Origin of the sequence: Brevibacillus sp. WF146, assembly GCF_001673705.2 — a bacterium.
GTDB lineage: Bacteria > Bacillota > Bacilli > Brevibacillales > Brevibacillaceae > Brevibacillus > Brevibacillus thermoruber.
This window is the reverse complement of record NZ_CP109943.1, coordinates 4,394,683-4,413,603: the sequence shown is the minus strand read 5'-3', so window position 1 is coordinate 4,413,603 and position 18,921 is coordinate 4,394,683. Positions and strand designations below refer to the sequence as shown.

19 protein-coding genes are annotated in these 18,921 nt (G+C 59.5%); 13 read left to right on the top strand and 6 right to left on the bottom strand.

What is annotated here, in order from left to right; all coding sequences use genetic code 11:
- Positions 1-40 precede the first annotated feature (40 nt).
- The 4 genes from A6764_RS21920 to A6764_RS21905 all read right to left on the bottom strand — a co-directional run bounded on the left by A6764_RS21920 (position 41) and on the right by A6764_RS21905 (position 1,895).
- Positions 41-667: an FMN-dependent NADH-azoreductase gene (locus A6764_RS21920; RefSeq protein WP_029100890.1), complete on the bottom strand. Its 627-nt coding sequence runs from the start codon at positions 665-667 to the stop codon at positions 41-43.
- A 124-nt stretch (positions 668-791) separates the two neighbouring features.
- Positions 792-1,238: a MarR family winged helix-turn-helix transcriptional regulator gene (locus tag A6764_RS21915; protein WP_029100891.1), complete on the bottom strand. Its 447-nt coding sequence runs from the start codon at positions 1,236-1,238 to the stop codon at positions 792-794.
- 174 nt (positions 1,239-1,412) lie between these two features.
- Positions 1,413-1,568, bottom strand: coding sequence for a hypothetical protein (locus A6764_RS21910; RefSeq protein WP_156110488.1), 156 nt, complete (start codon positions 1,566-1,568; stop codon positions 1,413-1,415).
- 75 nt (positions 1,569-1,643) lie between these two features.
- Positions 1,644-1,895 carry a GNAT family N-acetyltransferase gene (locus A6764_RS21905; protein ID WP_065068316.1) on the bottom strand — a complete coding sequence of 84 codons (252 nt, stop codon included), beginning with the start codon at positions 1,893-1,895 and terminating at the stop codon, positions 1,644-1,646.
- 173 nt (positions 1,896-2,068) lie between these two features.
- Here A6764_RS21905 and A6764_RS21900 point away from each other — a divergent pair, with 173 nt between their 5' ends.
- The 7 genes from A6764_RS21900 to A6764_RS21870 all read left to right on the top strand — a co-directional run bounded on the left by A6764_RS21900 (position 2,069) and on the right by A6764_RS21870 (position 9,356).
- The gene (locus A6764_RS21900; RefSeq protein ID WP_065068315.1) at positions 2,069-3,169 is read left to right on the top strand and encodes a carbohydrate kinase; all 1,101 of its coding nucleotides are present in this window, start codon (positions 2,069-2,071) and stop codon (positions 3,167-3,169) included.
- Positions 3,170-3,172: 3 nt separating this feature from the next.
- Complete coding sequence (locus tag A6764_RS21895) at positions 3,173-4,090, top strand: pseudouridine-5'-phosphate glycosidase (RefSeq protein WP_035299159.1); 918 nt, start codon at positions 3,173-3,175, stop codon at positions 4,088-4,090.
- A 203-nt stretch (positions 4,091-4,293) separates the two neighbouring features.
- A complete protein-coding gene (locus tag A6764_RS21890; RefSeq protein WP_044900048.1) occupies positions 4,294-6,738 on the top strand; it encodes a heavy metal translocating P-type ATPase in 2,445 nt (814 codons plus the stop codon).
- Position 6,739: 1 nt separating this feature from the next.
- Positions 6,740-6,901, top strand: a complete 162-nt coding sequence (locus A6764_RS21885; protein WP_160297153.1) for a hypothetical protein — start codon at positions 6,740-6,742, stop codon at positions 6,899-6,901.
- A gap of 193 nt (positions 6,902-7,094) precedes the next feature.
- Entirely contained in the window at positions 7,095-7,295 is a 201-nt protein-coding gene (copZ, locus tag A6764_RS21880) for a copper chaperone CopZ (protein ID WP_029100895.1), read from the top strand.
- Between the two features lie 180 nt (positions 7,296-7,475).
- The gene (locus tag A6764_RS21875; protein WP_065068313.1) at positions 7,476-8,360 is read left to right on the top strand and encodes an arginase family protein; all 885 of its coding nucleotides are present in this window, start codon (positions 7,476-7,478) and stop codon (positions 8,358-8,360) included.
- Between the two features lie 30 nt (positions 8,361-8,390).
- Positions 8,391-9,356: a sporulation protein gene (locus A6764_RS21870; RefSeq protein ID WP_065068312.1), complete on the top strand. Its 966-nt coding sequence runs from the start codon at positions 8,391-8,393 to the stop codon at positions 9,354-9,356.
- Between the two features lie 120 nt (positions 9,357-9,476).
- On the opposite strand, the gene A6764_RS21865 is transcribed toward A6764_RS21870, so the two are convergent.
- Positions 9,477-9,806 (bottom strand): RNA polymerase sigma factor, encoded by a 330-nt coding sequence (locus A6764_RS21865; RefSeq protein ID WP_065068311.1) that lies wholly within the window; start codon positions 9,804-9,806, stop codon positions 9,477-9,479.
- Entirely contained in the window at positions 9,793-10,161 is a 369-nt protein-coding gene (locus tag A6764_RS21860; RefSeq protein WP_065068310.1) for a hypothetical protein, read from the bottom strand. Before A6764_RS21860 ends, A6764_RS21865 begins: the two co-directional genes overlap by 14 nt.
- A gap of 206 nt (positions 10,162-10,367) precedes the next feature.
- Between A6764_RS21860 and A6764_RS21855 the strand changes: the two genes are divergently transcribed.
- From A6764_RS21855 to treC, 6 genes are all read left to right on the top strand, one after another.
- A complete protein-coding gene (locus A6764_RS21855; RefSeq protein WP_035299163.1) occupies positions 10,368-12,023 on the top strand; it encodes a response regulator in 1,656 nt (551 codons plus the stop codon).
- Positions 12,020-13,777 carry a cache domain-containing sensor histidine kinase gene (locus A6764_RS21850; RefSeq protein WP_065068309.1) on the top strand — a complete coding sequence of 586 codons (1,758 nt, stop codon included), beginning with the start codon at positions 12,020-12,022 and terminating at the stop codon, positions 13,775-13,777. Before A6764_RS21855 ends, A6764_RS21850 begins: the two co-directional genes overlap by 4 nt.
- Before the next feature lie 6 nt (positions 13,778-13,783).
- Positions 13,784-14,755: a substrate-binding domain-containing protein gene (locus tag A6764_RS21845; protein WP_065068308.1), complete on the top strand. Its 972-nt coding sequence runs from the start codon at positions 13,784-13,786 to the stop codon at positions 14,753-14,755.
- A 160-nt stretch (positions 14,756-14,915) separates the two neighbouring features.
- Entirely contained in the window at positions 14,916-15,626 is a 711-nt protein-coding gene (gene treR, locus A6764_RS21840; protein WP_035299166.1) for a trehalose operon repressor, read from the top strand.
- Between the two features lie 107 nt (positions 15,627-15,733).
- On the top strand, positions 15,734-17,146 hold the full coding sequence (treP, locus tag A6764_RS21835; protein WP_065068307.1) for a PTS system trehalose-specific EIIBC component: 1,413 nt from the start codon (positions 15,734-15,736) through the stop codon (positions 17,144-17,146).
- A 90-nt stretch (positions 17,147-17,236) separates the two neighbouring features.
- Positions 17,237-18,919, top strand: coding sequence for an alpha,alpha-phosphotrehalase (gene treC / locus A6764_RS21830; RefSeq protein WP_065068306.1), 1,683 nt, complete (start codon positions 17,237-17,239; stop codon positions 18,917-18,919).
- The last annotated feature ends 2 nt before the right edge of the window (positions 18,920-18,921 follow it).

Below are 18,921 nucleotides of genomic sequence, written 5' to 3'. Positions count from 1 at the left end.
TCTTAAAGTTAAGATATTTGTCCAAAAAGGCCGGCGGGCCTTAGAAGGTCTCCGCCAGTTTTGCAGCCTTTTCCAAGCCTTCCTGCACGATCGCTTCGGCTTTGTCCGGGAATTGGTTGTGCCCTTCCACGATCACGGTGGAGATGTCTTTCACGCCGAGGAAGCCGAGGACGTTTTGCACGTAGTTTACGGCCATTTCCACTGCAGCGGCCGGACCTTCGGAATAGATGCCGCCGCGCGCGTTCAGCAGGGCCACTTTTTTGTTGTTCAGCAGGCCGATCGGACCTTCCGGGGTGTATTTGAACGTTTTGCCGGCCTGGCACAGGTAATCAATGTAGGTGTGCAGCACGGCAGGCACGGTGAAGTTCCACAGCGGGAAGGCGAACACCACTTTGTCGGCCTCCAGGAACTGGTTCAGATACTTGTTCACCAGATCGGCCGCCTTTTGCTCTTCCGCGGTCAGCTCGATGCCTTGGCCGGATTTGTACATGGCGTTGATTTTCGTCACGTCGTAGTAGGGCAGGTTTTCCGCAAACAGGTCCAGTTCCACTACCTCGTCGTTCGGGTGGGATTCTTTGTAGCTATCCAGAAACGCGTGATACAGCTTCACGCTGACGGATTGTTCGATGGGACGGTTGTTGGCTTTCACAAACAGAACCTTGCTCATGTGGTTTCATTCCCCTTTCCTTTTGTAAGTTGATAACTTTTATTTTTTAAATCTTAATTTCAAGATTATTACGCGTGAGCTGTTTTGTCAAGGTCTTTTTTGGCCGGGGGGCAGCAGGTGTTTTCTAGAAACTCTCCTGCGCGGCCCGCCCCAGCTTTTTCAACAGCGCGATCGCCTGCCGTTTTTCTTCGGCGGTAAGGCCGCTCACTGCCTTTTCGACCGCTTCCTTGTGGGATGGAAAAATATCGGCCAGAAACTGTCTGCCCTGGTCGGTCAGCTCCGCGTAAATGACGCGCCGATCCTCGGCACAGGGCTTGCGCACCAGCAGCTGCTTCTTTTCTAGTTTATCCACGACGTAGGTAATGTTTCCGCTGGAGATCAGGATTTTTTCGCCAATCTGCTGCAGCGGTTGGGGGCCTTTGTGGTACAGGACTTCCAGGACGCCAAATTCCGTCGGGTTCAATCCATGGCGGCGGATGTCGCGGTTGGTATGGGCCGTGACCCAGTTGTAGGAACGGGACAGCACAATCAGAAGCTCAAGTGACTCGTTTCGCTGCTGCGTATCTGCCATGAAGGATGCCCCTCCTTTGCTTCGCTGTTTAATATCTCTAATTTGAGATAATGGTACACGAGAAGGCAGGTCTTGTCAAATGGAAGGGCCGGCAGGAGGAATCGGCATGAATGGATCGGCGAACCCCCGGCGCTTGTGATGTGAGCGGGCAGGGGGTTGCCGGCAATCTGCGTCCTAGTACTCCACTTTGGTGACTTCCTCCAGCGGGCCCAGCGGATTTTCCTTCGCTTCCCGCAGCTCTTTCTCCAATATTTTTTCGTGGCTCTCGTCGGACAGGTCAAAGAAAAAATACTCGTCTTCGTCGTTTCGCTTTTCCCGTTGGTCAGCCATCTGAGATCCCACCTGTTTTTGCTTAGTGTGCGCGAAAGAGGGGCGGCTCATCCCCGGAAGCGTTACAGCAATCGTTCAAACACGACCATGTCCAGCTCGCGGATGCCGTTTTCCACGGATGATCTCCTTGCCCAGCCCTTTGCCCCGGTATTCCGGCAGGACGGCGATGTTTTTGATCTCCGCTTCGTCGGGAGAGGCAGGGATCATCAGGCAGGCGCCGAGGACTCGCTGCCCGTCCGCTGCGATATACAGTTCTCCTTCCCGGATGTACCGCTCGACTTCTTCTTCCCAGTCGTCGGCAAGCAGCAGAATGTCGCGGTAGGCCATGCGCTCGTGGGGCAGCGCAGCCCGTTATGGGGCCGCAGGTGCGCGTTTCTCGTTTGGGGGGATCAGGACCCGTGATTTTTTCTTCCCAAACATTTGTTTATGTGATAAACTTTTGTTTGAAAAGAGAATGCGAAAGAAAAAGGGGAATGATGGCGGAAGAAAGGAGGAGAGCCGTGGACAAGGAACAGCAAATCCTGCGCTACATTCGTGAAAATCCGTTTATCAGCCAGCAGGAGCTGGCCGACAAGATGGGCATTTCCCGCTCGGCGGTGGCCGGGTACATCGCCCAACTTACCAAACGGGGCGAGATCAAGGGGCGTGCCTATGTGCTGCGCGACGAAGGGCGGATCGTCTGCATCGGCGGAGCCAACCTGGACCGGAAGGCGCGCGGGAAGCAAAAAGTGCGGCTGCATTCGTCCAATCCGGTGACCATCACCGAGTCGTGCGGCGGCGTGGCGCGCAACATCGCCGAAAACCTGGGGCGGCTGGGCAGCAGCGTCACGCTGATCAGCTGCGTCGGCGAAGACAAAGAGGGCGAGTGGATTTTGCAGGAGACGAAAAGGCACGGTGTGGACGTCAGCCAGGTGTGGCGGCTGCCCGCCCGGCGTACGGGCACGTACACCGCGCTTTTGGACATCGACGGGGAGATGGTGGTCTCGCTGGCCAACATGGACATCTACGACGCGCTCACCCCGGAGATGTTCGCGGACAAGTGGTCCCACATCGCGGCGGCGCGGGCCGTTTTTCTCGATACCAACCTGCCGGCGGATTGCCTGGCGTACATCATCGAGCGCTGCCGCACGGAAAACATCCCGCTGTTTGTCGATCCGGTCTCTTCCGCCAAAGCGAAGAAACTGCCGGAGAGGCTGGACGGCGTGGACGCGATCCTGCCCAACCGGGAAGAGGCGGAACTGCTGGCCGGCATGCCGATCGCGTCGGTCGAAGAGTGCGCCGAGGCGTGCCGCCGGATACGGGAGCGGGGCGTCAAGCGGGTGGTCGTCACGATGGGCGAGCAGGGCGTGTACTATCAATCGGCGGAACAGGCGGAACACCTGGCCCCGTATCCGACGGACGTGGTGGATGTCACCGGTGCGGGCGACGCGTTTGCCTCCGGGCTTTTGTACGGCATCGTCAACGGTGAATCGTTCGGACAAGCCTGCCGCCTCGGATTGGCCGCATCCGCCCTGACCCTGCAGACGGAGCAGTCGGTCTCGCCGCTGCTGCAGCCGGAACAGCTCGCACAAACAGTAAGGCAGTACGAAAAGGAGCGATAACGAATGAAAGAATACCTCACCTATACGGAAGAAGTGCGTCACGCGCTGGAGAACAATCAACCGGTCGTGGCGCTGGAGACGACGATCATCTCCCACGGCATGCCGTACCCGCAAAACCTCGAAATGGCCAAAGAAGTGGAGCGGATCATCCGCGACAACGGCGCCGTGCCGGCCACCATCGGGATCATGAACGGAAAAATCAAGATCGGGTTGACGGAGAGCGAGCTGGAGGAATTCGCCACCAACAAGTCGGTGGAAAAAGTGAGCCGCCGCGACTTTCCGTACATCCTGGCGAGCGGCAAAATCGGCGCCACGACCGTGGCCGCCACGATGATCGCCGCGCAGTTGGCCGGCATCCGCGTCTTCGCCACCGGCGGCATCGGCGGGGTGCACCGCGAAGGGGAGATCACCTGGGACGTGTCCGCTGACCTGACCGAACTGGCCCAAACCAACGTGGCCGTCGTCTGCTCCGGGGCCAAGTCGATTCTCGACCTGGGGCGCACGCTGGAATACCTGGAGACTCACGGTGTACCGGTTGTCGGCTACCGCACCGACGAGTTCCCGTCCTTCTTTGCCCGCGAGAGCGGCTTTGGCGTCGATTTCCGCCTGGACACGCCGGAGGAAGTGGCGGCGCTGATGGACACCAAGTGGCAGTTGGGACTGAACGGCGGTCTGGTCATCGCCAATCCGGTGCCGGAAGCGGACGCGCTGAATCACCGCGAGATCGAAGCCGTCATCCAGCAAGCGCTGGCGGAAGCAAAGGAAAAGGGCATCACCGGAAAACAAGTGACACCGTTCCTGCTCGACCGGGTCAAACAGTTGACGGCCGGCAAGAGCCTGCAGACCAACATCGCCCTGGTGAAGCACAACGCGGAGGTGGCGGCCCGGATCGCCGCAGCCTATCACGCCAAGAAAAACTGAAACGGCCCGCGAAAACAACGGCCGCCATCGCGCGCTGTCCGGAGACGGACGGCGCTTTTTGCCGTTGGCAGAACATGTTTGCCCAACCGCTTGATATACCCTCCTGGGGTATTGTATAATGGGCGTGTAATAAACAGGAGCCCTTGAGGGAATACTACCAAAAATATACCCCACATGGGTATTTTGATGCGGAGGAATACGCGATGAGCGCCAAAATAAAAGAAGCGACGGTTCCGATTTCCGGCATGACCTGCGCGGCATGCGCCATTCGCATCGAGAAAGGGCTGAAAAAGCTGGAGGGCGTGGAGTCGGCCAGCGTCAACCTGGCGCTGGAAACGTCGACGGTCGTCTACGATCCCGAGAAAATCAGCCTGGGCGACATCCGCAGCAGGATCGAATCGCTCGGGTACGGCGTCGTGAGCGACAAGGCGGAGCTGAGCATTACCGGCATGACCTGCGCCGCATGCGCGGCCCGGATCGAAAAGGGGCTGCGCAAATTGCCCGGGGTGCTGGAGGCAAACGTCAACCTGGCGTTGGAGACAGCCACCGTGGAATACGACGCGGGGCAGGTCGGCGTGAACGACTTGATCCGGCAGGTGGAAAAGCTGGGTTATCAAGCGGCTGCCAAGGGCGATCAGACGGACGCGGAAACGGTTGACCGCCGGGCGGAGGAAATCGACCGGCAAACCGGGAAGTTTCTCTTTTCCCTGATCCTCTCCCTGCCCCTCTTGTGGGCGATGGTCGGCCATTTTTCCTTCACTTCGTTCATCTGGCTGCCGGAGATGTTCATGAATCCGTGGGTGCAGTTGGCCCTGGCGACGCCGGTGCAGTTCGTCGTCGGCCGGCAGTTTTACGTCGGCGCCTACAAGGCCCTGCGCAACGGAAGCGCCAACATGGATGTGCTGGTCGCCTTGGGCACATCGGCCGCCTACTTTTACAGTCTCTACCTGGCGATCCGCTCCATCGGGTCGGGGGCGCACATGACGGAGCTCTATTTTGAGACGAGCGCCGTGCTGATTACGCTGATTCTGCTCGGCAAGCTGTTTGAGGCGAAGGCCAAGGGCCGTTCGTCCCAGGCGATCCGCAAGCTGATGGGACTGAAGGCGAAGACGGCCGTGGTGGTCCGCGACGGCGAGGAGCTGACGATCCCGGTGGAAGACGTGCGTCCGGGCGACATCGTCCACGTGAAGCCGGGGGAAAAGGTGCCCGTTGACGGCATCGTCCTGGAGGGACAGTCGGCCGTGGACGAATCGATGCTGACCGGCGAAAGCGTTCCCGTCGACAAGGCGGCGGGCGACGCGGTCATTGGCGCCACGCTGAACAAAAACGGTTTTCTCAAAGTGCGGGCGACCAAAGTGGGCAAGGAGACGGCCTTGGCCCAGATCATCCGGGTCGTGGAAGAGGCGCAGGGCTCCAAAGCGCCCATTCAGCGGCTGGCGGACAGCATCTCCGGTATCTTCGTGCCGGTCGTCGTCGGCATCGCGCTCGTCACCTTTGCCGTCTGGTACCTGCTGGTGACGCCGGGGGACTTCGCCTCCGCGCTGGAAAAAGGCATCGCCGTGCTGGTGATCGCCTGCCCGTGCGCGTTGGGGCTGGCAACGCCCACCTCGATCATGGCCGGCTCCGGCAGGGCCGCCGAACTGGGGATTCTGTTCAAGGGCGGTGAACACCTGGAGACGGCCCATAAGCTGGACACGATCGTGCTGGACAAGACGGGCACGGTGACCAAAGGGGAGCCGGAGCTGACCGACGTGCTGGCGTACGGGATGGAGGAAGCGGAGCTGCTGGCGCTGGTGGGGGCGGCGGAGAAACACTCCGAGCATCCGCTGGCCCAGGCGATCGTCAAGGGCATTGCCGACAGGGGCGTCACGTTGACCGGGGCCGAGTCGTTTGAGGCGATCCCCGGGTTTGGCATCCGCGCCGCGGTGGACGGCAGGGAGGTGCTGGTGGGGACACGCCGCCTGCTGGACCGGCATCAGATCCCGTTTGACCAGGCGGCGGAAGCGATGTCGCGGCTCGAGCGGGAGGGCAAAACGGCGATGCTGGTGGCCGTGGACGGCCGGCTGGCCGGGCTGGTGGCGGTGGCGGACACGATCAGGCCGACGTCCCGCGAGGCGGTGCAGCGCTTGAAGGCGATGGGACTGGAGGTCGTCATGATGACCGGCGACAACCGGCAGACGGCGGAGGCGATCGCCCGCCAGGCGGGGATCGATCGGGTGATCGCGGAAGTGCTGCCGGAAGGAAAGGCGGACGAAGTGAAAAAACTGCAGCAGCAGGGTCGCAGGGTGGCGATGGTGGGCGACGGGATCAACGACGCGCCGGCGCTGGCCACCGCCGACATCGGGATGGCGATCGGCACCGGCACGGACGTGGCCATGGAGGCGGCCGACATCACCCTGATGCGCGGCGATCTGACCGGCGTGGCCGACGCGATCGTGATGAGCCGCAAAACCATCCGCAACATCAAGCAGAACCTGTTCTGGGCCTTTGCCTACAACGCGCTGGGCATCCCTGTGGCGGCACTGGGCTTCCTCGCGCCCTGGCTGGCCGGAGCGGCGATGGCCTTCAGTTCGGTGTCGGTCGTGCTGAACGCCCTGCGCCTGCAGCGCGTCAAACTGGAATCACGCTCAACGGAAAGAGGGCGATGAGATGAGCCGCACAGCAACATGGGCGCTTTCCGGCGCCGTGTACCTCCTCCTGGTCATCGGCGGCTACCTGCTGTACGAAGCGGCTGCCGCTCCAGGAGAAGCCCCGCATCAACAGCCGGAGAGCCACTCCCTTTATCAGCCGGCAGCCCCTGCCGCGCATTAAGCCGCAGGTGAGGCCGGCCAGCGGCGGCGGATCATGCCGCCTCACCAGCCGGCCGGTAAAACGCAGCAGCGGCCCGCCTGCCTGCGGCCCGACCGGCAATCGCCAGCCCGCCTGCGGCCGGTCCCGTGAAATACAGAGGCGGCGGCAGGCGGACAGAAAGCATACAGGAAAACAGGAAAAAGGAGCGATCATCATGCAAAACGTAACCCTTCGCGTGGAAGGAATGTCCTGCAATCACTGCGTCAACGCGATTGAAAAGGCGCTGAAGGAATTGGGCGCATCCGGAAAAGTGGATCTGGCCGCCAAAACGGTGGAGGTCAGCTATGACGAGAACGCCCTGACGCTGGAGGCGATCAAGGAAGCGATCGAAGACCAGGGATACGATGTGGTGTGACACCCATTCCTCATGGCAGATAGCTGTCCTCCTGTACAGACGCTGTTGGACAAGCAGTTCCTGACCGGTGACCGCGGCCCCCTGCCGGAACGGTGGCTGTGCCCCTCGGCCAGCGAACTGATCCGGTATGGAAAAGCGAGCTGTGATACAATGAAAGCAGCTTGAAAGGAGGGGGTCGCGGTGAACGTAACGGTAACAGGTATTCCCGTCTTCTCCGGCGCCTATGTCTCCGGTACGGAACTGGCGCCGGCCGCTTTGCGGGCGGCAGGATTGACGGCCGTCCTGCAGGAGCAGGGGCTGTCGGCAAGCGACCGGGGCGATCTCGCCCTTCCCGCTTATCTGCCGCGCCACAACGTTCCGCCTGTTCGCAACTGGCCGGCGCCGCGCATGGTCTGGGACCTGCTGCGCGAAGAGGCGCGCGGCTGCTTTCGACGCGACGAATTTTCCCTGTTTCTCGGCGGCGACTGCAGCGTGATCGTCGGGACGGCCCAAGGGTTTCGCGACGTCTATGGGGACAAGGCGTACCTCCTGGTGCTGGACGGCCACTTTGACGCGATGGCGCCCTCCGCCTCCCGCTGTCTCGGGGCAGCCGGCATGGGCCTGTGGTTTTTGCTGCAGGGCGGCGGCGTCTGGACGGAGGCGACCGGGTGGACAGCGGACAGCATCGTTGTGCTGGGGTGCCAGCGGATGCCGGCCGAGACCTACGGAGTAGAGATCGTCACGCTTGATCAGTTGTGTGACCGAGGACCGGGCATGCAGGCGGCCGACGTCTTGCGGGCGATTCCTACCGACGCCTATATCCTCGTCCACTTTGACGTCGACGTGATGCACAAGGAGGCAATGGCGGCCGCCTATTCGCCGAGTGAAATCGGCCTGTCGCTGGCGCAGACGGAGGAACTGCTGACCGCTGTCCTGGCCGACCCACGCGTCGTCGGGGCGAATGTGACCGAATTTTCCGCATTGCGGGACGTGACAGGCGAGCAGGCCAGCCGACTGGTTCGGCTGCTCGGCCGCGCACTGGCCGCTCGCACAACCCCCTCTGGATCTGATACAATACGGATATAAACGTTTGCTTATATGGAGGAGGAGAGGGTCTTGCTGAAAAAGTGGATGGCCAAACTGGGAGTGGGAGCGGCGACGGTCGATCTGCGGCTGGATCGCCCTGCGTACCGGTTGGGAGAGACGATCACGGGCGCGATCCGCATCGAAGGGGGCAGCGTGGAACAGCGCATCTCCGAGCTGAGTGTCCTGTTGATGATGAAGGTGTACGTGCAGGGGCAGGAGGTAACGCGTCCGGTGCAAACGTACCCGGTCAGCCGCAATTTCACCGTCCAGCCGAAGCCGTTTGTGCAGGAGATTCCGTTTGCCTTTGAACTGCCGGCAGGGCTGGCCGTATCGACGCCGTCCGTTCAGTACTACCTGCACACCAAGCTGGATGTGGAAAGGGCGCTCGACCCGACCGACCTGGATGCGGTACAGGTGCTTCCGCCGGAACCGGTGGAACGGGTGCTGGACGCACTGGCCCGCCTCGATCTGCGGCAAAAGCCCGACTCCGGCAAGCTCACGCCGTACGGTCAGGAGTTTTCGTTCTTCATGGGACGGCCGCTGGGCATTCCGCTGAAGGAACTGGAGGTCATCTTCTTCTCCCTGCCGGGTGAGCTGCGCCTGCTGGCGGAACTGGATTTGGCCGTACCCGGCATGTTTGGCAGCGAGGTGGAGCGCAAGGCGGAGATCGTCGTGCCGCAGGAACTGCTGGCCGCCGGCCGGGAAGAGGAGCTTTCCCGTTTCCTGCTGGATACGCTTCGCACCTACGCGGAAAATCCGCAGGCGATCCCGTACGTGTCGATGGCGTCCTACGGCCAACCGCTGCACGGTCACCAAGGCCACTACGGTCACCGCGGCCACGGCATGGGCGGCATGATCGGCGGCATGGCAGCCGGCTTCCTGGGCGGCATGCTGCTGGGCGAGGTCATGTCGGAAATCGGAGACTCGGCCGAGGACCTGTTCGAAGAAGCGAGCGGCGGATTGGATTTCGATTTTGACGGCTTTGACGAACTGTAATCACAGGTGCGGATACAGCCACCGTACCCCTTTCCGGGGAGGCGGTGGCTTTTTCATGCTGACGTGCTTAGGCGGCCATCCAGTACCACACCCACCCGATTCCCCCGGCGACGAGCGGAATCAGGTACAGCGCGGCCAGGACGGACGTTGACGACACGGCTCTCTCCAGCGGGTTGTCGGCCGGTTGATCCGGTCCAGCAGCAGACGATAGGCAATGCGGAACAGATAGGTGCGTACCATCACCCGTCCGGGCTGATAATGCTGCCGGTAGGTTTGCAGGCGGACGAACGTGTCCTGCACGATCTCGATGCTCATGTCCCGATCCTGCGTGTAGCGGTAAAGGAAGCTGTACAGCATCGGTTTGAAGTGCAGATAGAGATGTTCCAGCGCCTCCTTGTCCCCCTGCTGGAAGCGGAGCAGCCACTGCTCGGCCTGCTCATTGGCGATCATCGGTCCAGCGCTCCTTAATCCCTTTCAGAATCTGGGAGATTCGCACGATGAAATAGGCAAAGCTGACGATGGACCAGACCATTCCCTGGTGGGCGAAAAATTGGACGAACGGATTGTCGATGGTGATGCCCGAGGCCAGCAGGAGAAACAGGAGGAAGACACACAGCACACTGTAGGCGCCAAGGCCAATCGTCATCGTATCCCAGCGGTTCCACCGGAAAATGACCGGGGAACGGGCATAGTCGATGCTGCGGTCCGGCTTGCGAACGATCTGCCTGTGCAGCGCGGCCGAAACAACGAAAATGAACACGGCCAGGACAACAATCACGGCCGACGAAACAATCCAGCCCATCATCGAAATTCACCTCTTTTTTCCCATTTTTCATAGGCCACAACCAAGCTCCCGAAAAGTTTGACGGAGCCGGTTTTTTCATCCTGTTCATTACCTTATACCGGCCGAAACGCGAAAAGGTTCACGCGGCAGCCCCCGTTTTTTTGTGCACGTTCCATCCGGAAGGAGTCCGGGCCCGCCTGGAGTAATATGTAACCGGGGGGAGATGCATGTACACACTGCTGCTGATTGACGACGAAGAAGACGTAAGGGAAGGCGTTGTCCGCGAGATTGACTGGCAGGCGTACGGATTCGCGGTCGTCGGGACGGCGGAAAACGGCCAGGAGGCGCTGGAGAAGATGGAACGAAGCGTACCGGACATCGTCGTCACCGACATCAAGATGCCGTTTATGGACGGGCTGGAGCTGGCCGCCGTCGTCAAAGAGCGGTATCCCACCGTCAAAATCGTGATTCTGACGGGCTTCGACGAGTTTGAATACGCGCGGAAAGCGGTCAAGCTGCAGATCGACGAATACGTGCTCAAGCCGTTTTCTGCGGGTGAACTGATCGACGCCCTCTTGAAAGTGCGGGCGCGGCTTGACGAAGAAGCCGCCGAGAAGAAAAACATCCGCCTGTTGAAGGAGCACTATCAAAAAAGTTTGCCCGTGCTGCGGGAAGTGTTCCTCACGTCGCTGATTACCCGCAGGCTGCCCGAGGCCGACATCCGGGAAAAGGCGCACGCGTACCAGATCGATTTGGAGGGAAACGGCTTTGTGGTCGGCGCCGTCAGCATCGACCGCCCCTGCGTCGGAGAAGATCCGGCGAATCGCTCTGCGCCGCCGCCCATCCGTCAGGCGTGGGGAGAGGATCGGGAACTGCTGCTGTTTGCCGTCCGCAACATCGTGCAGGAAGTGGTCGACAAGCACCGTCTGGGCATCGTCTTCACCAACAACGACCACGTGGTGCTGATTGCCGTCCACCAGGACCGGGAGCGGGAGGCGGTCCTCCGGAAAACGGCGGCCGTGCTGGAAGAAGCACGGCAATTCGTTGAAAAATTTTGCGAATTCACCGTGACGGCGGGGATCGGGACGGTCACCGGCGAGCTGGCGGACCTTTCCTTTTCCTACGAGGACGCGGTCGCCGCGCTCGACTACAGGGTGGTGCTCGGAAACAACCGGGTGATCTGCGTCGATGACGTGGAAAAGCGCTGCGTGGAAAAGGTCCGCTTCGACGAGCGAAAAGAACATGCGCTGATCCGCTGTCTGAAGGTGGGAACGCCGCAGGAACTGAAGGACATCCTGGACGAGCTGTTTGCCGAGATCGCCGATGCCCGCGTGTCCATCAAGGATTATCACATCTACCTGCTGGAGATTCTGACCGCCATCCTGAAGGCGGCCAAGGGGGCCAATCTGGACCCGGAACGCGTCTTTGGCGAAAACCTTCAATGGTTCACGGACATCCACAAGTCCCAGACGCTGCAGGAGACGAAGGACAGGCTCATGCACATCTGCTCGGGCATGATGAACAGCATCGCCAGCGACAGACAGTCCTCCTACAAACGGCTCGTCGCCCAGGCCGTCGAATACGTCAAAAACCACTACCACGAAAGCGACATCTCGATCCACAAAGTGTGCAGGCAGCTTCACATCAGCGCGGGGTATTTCAGCAGCATTTTCAAAAAGGAGATGAATACGACGTTCGTCAACTTTCTGCTGCAGGTCAGGATGGAAGCGGCCCAGGAACTGCTGCTGACGACCGACCTGAAAACCTTTGAGATCGCGGAACGGGTCGGGTATGCCGACCCCAACTACTTCAGCTTTTGCTTCCGCAAGAAGTGGGGCATGTCTCCCAAGGAGTACAAAAACATGGCCAGAGGGGTACGATGAAAAATCCGGTTATCGCGCTGGTTCACACGTTGAAGATGAAGAGCATCCAGTTTATCATCACGGCCTCGTTTACGCTGGTGACCGTCGCGGTCATGCTCTTTGTCGGCGTCATGCTGTACAGCAAGTTTTCCGAAACGGCCGAACAAAACGCCTTTCTGCACACCCAGCAAATCATCGACCAGGTCAGCTTCAACCTGAACAGCTACCTCGACGGCATGACGGACATCTTTGAACTGGCTGCGGAGAAAATCCGCCGAAGCGAGAACGTGCCGGAAGACAAGCTGACGGAACAGTTGGGGACGATTCTGGAAACCCGGGAGGATCTCGTCTCGGTGGCGGTGTTTTCGCGGGAGGGCGAACTGATCGCCGGGTTTCCGCAGACGGCGATGCGGAAAAACACGAGACTGCGCGAACAGAGTTGGTTCCAGGCGGCGTTGAACAACCCCAACCACATCTCCTTTTCGCTTCCGCACATTCAGAACCTGTTTCAAGGCGAGTACAAGTGGGTGGTCTCGATGAGCAGAGGCATCTCGGTCGCCCAGAACGGCGAAAGAGAAGACGCGATCCTGCTCGTGGACGTCAATTTCAAGACCATCGACGACCTCTGCCAGCGGGTGGGCCTGGGCAAAAAAGGGTATGTGTACATCATCGACCTGGCCGGCAACATCGTCTATCATCCGCAGCAGCAGTTGATCTATGTCGGATTGAAAAACGAGAATCGGGCGATTGCCCTGAAAAACTCGTACGGAAGCTACGTGGACGAGTCCGGCGGGGAACGGCGGCTGGTCACGATCAAGACGTTGGAAGACATCGGCTGGAAAATTGTCGGCGTCTCGTACATGGATGAGATCGCCACCACGAAAAAGGAGATCAGCGGGTTTATCTTCTGGCTGCTGTTTTTCGTCATCGCCGTGGTGCTGTTTGTCCTGACCTATATCTCCGCCGCAATCTCCCGGCCGATCCGCAATCTGGAACGCTCCATGGAGCAGGTGGAGAAGGGAGACTTTACGGTCAACCTGGCCGTTCAGGGAAGCCACGAAGTGGAGCAGCTCTCGCGCCGTTTCAATCACATGGTAATCCGCATCAGGCAGCTCATGGATCAAATCATCCGGGAGCAGGAAGCCAAGCGGAAAAGCGAGCTGGAAGTGCTGCAGGCGCAGATCAACCCGCATTTTTTGTACAACACGCTCAATTCGGTCGTGCGCATGGTGGGGATCGGCAAAAACGAAGACGTCATCACCACCATTACCGCCCTCTCCAAACTGTTCCGGATCAGCCTCAGCAAGGGGAAAAACATCATCACCGTACAGGAAGAACTGGAGCACGTGAGGAACTATCTGGTCATCCAGAAAATGCGGTACAAAAACAAATTCACCTACGAAATCACAGCCCAGGAAGAGGTGCTTCCCTGCAAGACGCTGAAGCTCCTGCTGCAGCCGATCGTGGAAAACGCGATTTACCACGGCATCGAGCCGATGGCGCAGCAGGGGAAGATCACCGTGACGGCGGAGATGGCGGACGGCAGCGTGCTGTTCCGGGTGCGCGACAACGGGCTGGGCATCCCGCCCCACGTGCTGGAGCAGATTGGTTCTGGCCAAATCAAAAGCAAGGACGGGTCGGGTGTCGGCATCAAAAATGTGCATGAGCGCATCCGGCTGTTTTTTGGCGAAGCGTACGGTCTTTCCATCGAAAGCGACGAAGAGACCGGCACCACCGTGACCATACGAATACCGATGATGACGGAAGAGACGTGAAGAGGAATGCACCAGTCAAGCAAACAGGCATGGCGAACACTCGTGTATCTGCTGCTGGCGGCGGCTGCCGTCCTGGGTGCCTGCGCCGATCCTGCCGCCGACCAAGTCAAACAGAAGAACGTGGCGCTCATCGTCAGGATGAAGCACGGGGATTACTGGCGGACGGTAAAATGGGGGGCGGAGATGGCCGCCAGAGAGTTTGGCGTCAACGTCAATTTCTACGCCCCCGACTACGAAGAAGACGTGAAGGGGCAATTGGCGCTGGTCCGGCAGGCGTTTGCGGACGGAACAGCTGCCGTGGTCATCGCACCCGACAGCCAACAGGTCCTGGACGAAGCCGCGGCGCGGGCGAAGGAGCAGCGCATCCCCGTTTTGACCATCGACTCCGAACTGACGGGGCCGGGGGTGGCAAGCTGCATCGGCACCGATCATTACGACTCGGGCAAAAAAGCGGGAGAGAAGTTGATCGAACTGGTCGGGCCGTACGGCAGGATTGCCGTCCTGGGAGCGGGCGGGGGAAACGGCGGGCAGCGGGAAAAGGGATTGCTGGATGCGATCGCCGGCTATCCGGGGGTAACCATCGCGGCCAGGGAGTACGCCGTCTCCGATCAAAACCAGGCCAGTGAGCTGGCTGCAGGGATCATCGCCGCCCAGCCGATCGACGGCATCGCGGCGCTCAACGCCGTCTCCGCACTCGGCGCCGCCCACGAGATCGAAAAAAGAGGGCTGGCGGGAAAGGTGAAAGTGGTGGCCATCGACAGCCCGCCGGACGTGCTGGCGTACATTCAGGAGGGCGTGATCCAGGCCACGATCATGCAGAAGCCGTTCAGCATGGGCTACCTGGGCGTCAAGCACGCGGTGGAGGCGATAAACGGCCTGCCCGTCCCGGCCCGCGTCGATACGGGAACGAAAATCATCGACATGGACAACATGTTCTGGTCGGAAAATCAAAAGCTGCTGTTTCCGTTTGTCAAGTGAGGGACCGCGATCCGCAGGCGGGAAGATGGCGGAAACGAGCCGATCCCCGTGCCGGACGGCGCAAAGGGGAGACGGGAGAGAAGGACTTTGCGCAGGCGGGCGAAATCGGATGTAATAGAGAGAGATAAAAGGTCGCCGCAAGAGCATAAGGAGGCAGCAGATGATCAAGAGGTACACGGATATTTACGCAGACATCAAAAAACAGATACTGGACGGGACCTACCCGCCCGGGGAAAAGCTGCCTTCGGAAAACGAGTTTTGCCGGATGTACCGGACAAGCCGGGGCACCGTAAGGCGGGCGCTCGATTTGCTGGCGAAGGAAGGACTCGTCAACAGCGTCCACGGCAAGGGCGTGTTTGTGCTGGACGCGAATTTGATCACGTTCTCGTTTGGCGGTCTGGTCAGCTTCAAGGAGGCCAGTGAAACCAGCGGACAAGCCTTTGTCACGACGGTTCCGCTGTTTGAGGTCATCACCATTGACAAGCCGCTGCAGGCGAAAACCAAACTGCCCCTTGGACAGGAAGCGTACCGATTGTTTCGCGTGCGCAGCTTGAAAGGCGAGCGCATTATTTTTGACATCAACTACTTCCGGAAAGATATCGTCCGCGATCTGACACGGGAGATCGCGGAACAGTCCATTTACGAATACCTGGAAGACACGCTGGGCGCAAAGATCGGGTTTGCCAGGCGGATCATTCACGTGGAGCCGGTGACCGCCCTGGACAAAGCCCATTTGGATGTAAAAGCGTACAACCTGGTGGCGGTGGTCAAAAACTTTGTCCATCTGCACGACGGTACGCTGTTTGAATACACCGAATCCCGGCACAGGCCGGACCGGTTTGAATTCACGGATTTTGCCCGACGCCGATAAGGCGTTGTTTTTTTTTTTGCTCACGCTTACTTGTTTAAACAAGTATTGACTTACTTGTCTAAACAAGTGTATGATTCTGAATGAAAACGATTACAGGAGGGGGAACCATGGAGCTCAACAAGCGGGAAGTAGAGCAGATACTCCAAGCCGTAGGCGGCCGGGACAACATCGCGGCCGTATCCCACTGCGTCACCCGGCTGCGGTTTGCCTTGAAGGATGAGCGTCAAGTCGACAAGACGCTGCTGGAATCGATCGGGATCGTCAAAGGTTCGTTTTCTTCGAACGGTGAATTCCAGGTGGTCATCGGCCAGGGATTGGTCAACAAGGTGTACGACGCGCTGCTTAACATCGCCGACATCACAGGCGCCACCAGGCAGGAGACCAAGGAAGCGGCCGTAAAAAAACTGAATCCGTTCCAGCGCGCTGTGAAAACGCTGGGCGATATCTTCATTCCCCTCCTTCCTGCCATTGTGACGGCGGGTCTGCTCATGGGGATCAACAACGTGCTGACCGGGAAGGGAATCTTCTACCCCGACGCGTCGCTCGTCGACGTTCACCAGCAGTGGAAGGATTTTGCGGGCATCATCAATCTTATTGCGAATACGGCGTTTGTATTCCTGCCGGGCCTCATCGGCTGGTCTGCCGTCAAGCGCTTCGGCGGAAGCGAACTGCTGGGAATGGTCCTCGGCCTGATGCTGATTCATCCCGATCTGTTGAACGCGTGGGGCTACGCCCAGGCTGTCGCGGAAGGAAAAGTGCCGTACTGGCATTTGTTTGGCTGGGATATCGCCAAAATCGGCTACCAGGGACAGGTGCTGCCGGTGCTGATCTCTTCCTACGTGCTGGCCAAAGTGGAAACGTATTTGGCCAAGCGGATTCCCGACATGTTTCGCCTGCTGCTGGTTGCCCCCATCAGCCTGCTCGTGACCGGCTTCCTGTCCTTCACCGTGATCGGGCCGCTGACGTTTGGGGTGGCCAATGCGCTCACATCGGGGTTCGTCACTTTGTTTGACACATTCAGCATCCTCGGTGGACTGCTTTACGGCGGGCTCTATGCGCTGCTGGTCGTAACCGGCATGCACCATACCTTCCTGGCCGTGGATCTGCAGCTCATCGCCAGCACCGGCGGCACCTTCCTGTGGCCGATGCTCGCGCTGTCCAACATCTCCCAAGGGTCTGCGGCCCTGGCGATGATGTTCGTCACCCGGGAGGAAAAGCTGAGAGGCATGTCGCTGACCTCCGCCGTCTCCGCCTTCCTGGGCATTACGGAACCGGCCATGTTTGGCGTCAACATTCGATATCGCTACCCCTTTGTGTCCGCGATGATCGGATCGGCCATCGGGGCGGTCATTCTCACGATGAGCAAGGTAAAAGCCGCGTCGATCGGCGTGGGCGGGCTTCCCGGTTTTCTCTCCATCTTTCCCGAACACTGGGGGCCGTTCTTCATCGGCATGGCAGTCGCGCTGCTGGTGCCCTTCCTGCTGACGTTCCTGTTGGGGAAAACGAGGAAAGCACAATAAAAAGAGAGACAGTGAGCATAGCAACCGATCATCGGGCGGTTTCCGCGGATTGGTTGCTATTGTCCATTATGGAAAAGGAGTGGATCAACAATGGAGAAACCATGGTGGAAAAAGGCGGTCGTGTATCAGATCTACCCGAAGAGTTTCAAGGATACCACCGGCAGCGGAACCGGCGATCTTAAGGGAGTCATGGAAAAACTGGATTACCTGCGGGAACTGGGCGTCGACGTGATCTGGCTGACCCCTATCTACCCGTCGCCGCAACGAGACAACGGGTACGACATCAGCGATTACTGCGGGATTGATCCCGCGTACGGTACGATGGAAACGTTCGAGCGGCTGCTGCAGGAGGCCCATGCCCGGGGCATCCGGGTCATCATGGACATCGTCGTGAACCACACCTCGACCGAACACCCGTGGTTTCGCGAAGCGTCCCGCTCCAAACAGAGCCCGTACCGCGACTTCTACATCTGGAAGGACGGGAAAAACGGCGGTGCGCCCAACAACTGGCGCTCCAAGTTCGGCGGCAGCGCCTGGCAGTACGACGAGACCACGGGGCAGTACTATCTGCATCTGTTCGACGTCACCCAGGCGGATTTGAACTGGGAGAACCCGGAACTGCGCCAGCGGATCTACGATATGATGAACTTCTGGCTGGACAAAGGGGTGGACGGGTTTCGCCTGGATGTGATCAACCTGATCTCCAAAGACCAGCGCTTTCCCGACGACACGCTGGAGACGCCGACGGACGACGGGCGCAGGTATTACACGGACGGCCCGCGGATTCACGAGTTTTTGCAAGAGATGAATCGCCGCGTGTTCGCCAGGAATCCTGACCTCCTCACCGTGGGCGAGATGTCGTCCACCTCGATCGAAAACTGCGTGAAGTATACCCGGCCGGAAGAACACGAGCTGAACATGACCTTCAGCTTTCACCACCTCAAGGTGGATTATCCCAACGGAGAGAAGTGGGCTCTGGCCAACTTCGATTTTCTCCAACTGAAAAAAATCCTCAGCGAGTGGCAGTACGGCATGCAGAGCGGCGGTGGCTGGAATGCGCTGTTCTGGTGCAATCACGACCAGCCGCGGGCGGTCTCCCGTTTTGGAAACGACCGGGAGTATCACCGGGAATCGGCGAAAATGCTGGCGACCACGATTCACCTCATGCAGGGCACCCCGTACATCTACCAGGGGGAGGAAATCGGCATGACCAACCCCTATTTTGACGAGATTGCCGCGTACCGGGACGTCGAGTCGCTCAACGCCTACCGCCTGCTTCGGGCGCAGGGGAAACCGGAGCAGGAGATCCTGGCCATTCTGCAGCAAAAATCGCGGGACAACGGGCGCACGCCCATGCAGTGGGACGACAGTCCGCACGCCGGTTTCACAACGGGAACCCCCTGGATCAACGTGGCGCCGAACTACAAGGAAATCAACGTGAAGCGCGCGCTCGAAGACGAGGACTCCATTTTTTACCACTACAAAAAACTGATCCAACTGCGGAAGGCATACGATGTCATCGCCTACGGCGACTTTCGGTTGATTCTGGACGATCATCCGCAGATCTTTGCGTATCTGCGGACGTACGGGAACGAAACCCTCCTGGTGGTGAACAATTTCTACGGCAGCGAAACGTTCTTCGCGCTTCCCGGCGATATTCGCCTGGCGGGGGCGCCGAACCTGCTTTTGTCCAACTACCGGGACACGGGGCTTGACGTCCGTTCCCTGCCCCTGCGTCCGTACGAATCGGCTGTCTTTTACTTCGCCGGTTGAGG

Bases quoted from the DNA above. Each gene is read 5' to 3' on its own strand.
- A6764_RS21915 (WP_029100891.1), bottom strand. From the start codon at position 1,238: ATGGCAGATACGCAGCAGCGAAACGAGTCACTTGAGCTTCTGATTGTG.
- A6764_RS21895 (WP_035299159.1), top strand. From the start codon at position 3,173: ATGAAAGAATACCTCACCTATACGGAAGAAGTGCGTCACGCGCTGGAG.
- copZ (WP_029100895.1), top strand. From the start codon at position 7,095: ATGCAAAACGTAACCCTTCGCGTGGAAGGAATGTCCTGCAATCACTGC.
- A6764_RS21865 (WP_065068311.1), bottom strand. From the start codon at position 9,806: ATGATCGCCAATGAGCAGGCCGAGCAGTGGCTGCTCCGCTTCCAGCAG.
- A6764_RS21855 (WP_035299163.1), top strand. From the start codon at position 10,368: ATGTACACACTGCTGCTGATTGACGACGAAGAAGACGTAAGGGAAGGC.
- A6764_RS21890 (WP_044900048.1), top strand. From the start codon at position 4,294: ATGAGCGCCAAAATAAAAGAAGCGACGGTTCCGATTTCCGGCATGACC.
- A6764_RS21920 (WP_029100890.1), bottom strand. From the start codon at position 667: ATGAGCAAGGTTCTGTTTGTGAAAGCCAACAACCGTCCCATCGAACAA.
- A6764_RS21860 (WP_065068310.1), bottom strand. From the start codon at position 10,161: ATGATGGGCTGGATTGTTTCGTCGGCCGTGATTGTTGTCCTGGCCGTG.
- A6764_RS21845 (WP_065068308.1), top strand. From the start codon at position 13,784: ATGCACCAGTCAAGCAAACAGGCATGGCGAACACTCGTGTATCTGCTG.
- A6764_RS21885 (WP_160297153.1), top strand. From the start codon at position 6,740: ATGAGCCGCACAGCAACATGGGCGCTTTCCGGCGCCGTGTACCTCCTC.
- A6764_RS21905 (WP_065068316.1), bottom strand. From the start codon at position 1,895: ATGGCCTACCGCGACATTCTGCTGCTTGCCGACGACTGGGAAGAAGAA.
- A6764_RS21910 (WP_156110488.1), bottom strand. From the start codon at position 1,568: ATGGCTGACCAACGGGAAAAGCGAAACGACGAAGACGAGTATTTTTTC.
- treP (WP_065068307.1), top strand. From the start codon at position 15,734: ATGGAGCTCAACAAGCGGGAAGTAGAGCAGATACTCCAAGCCGTAGGC.
- treC (WP_065068306.1), top strand. From the start codon at position 17,237: ATGGAGAAACCATGGTGGAAAAAGGCGGTCGTGTATCAGATCTACCCG.
- A6764_RS21850 (WP_065068309.1), top strand. From the start codon at position 12,020: ATGAAAAATCCGGTTATCGCGCTGGTTCACACGTTGAAGATGAAGAGC.
- treR (WP_035299166.1), top strand. From the start codon at position 14,916: ATGATCAAGAGGTACACGGATATTTACGCAGACATCAAAAAACAGATA.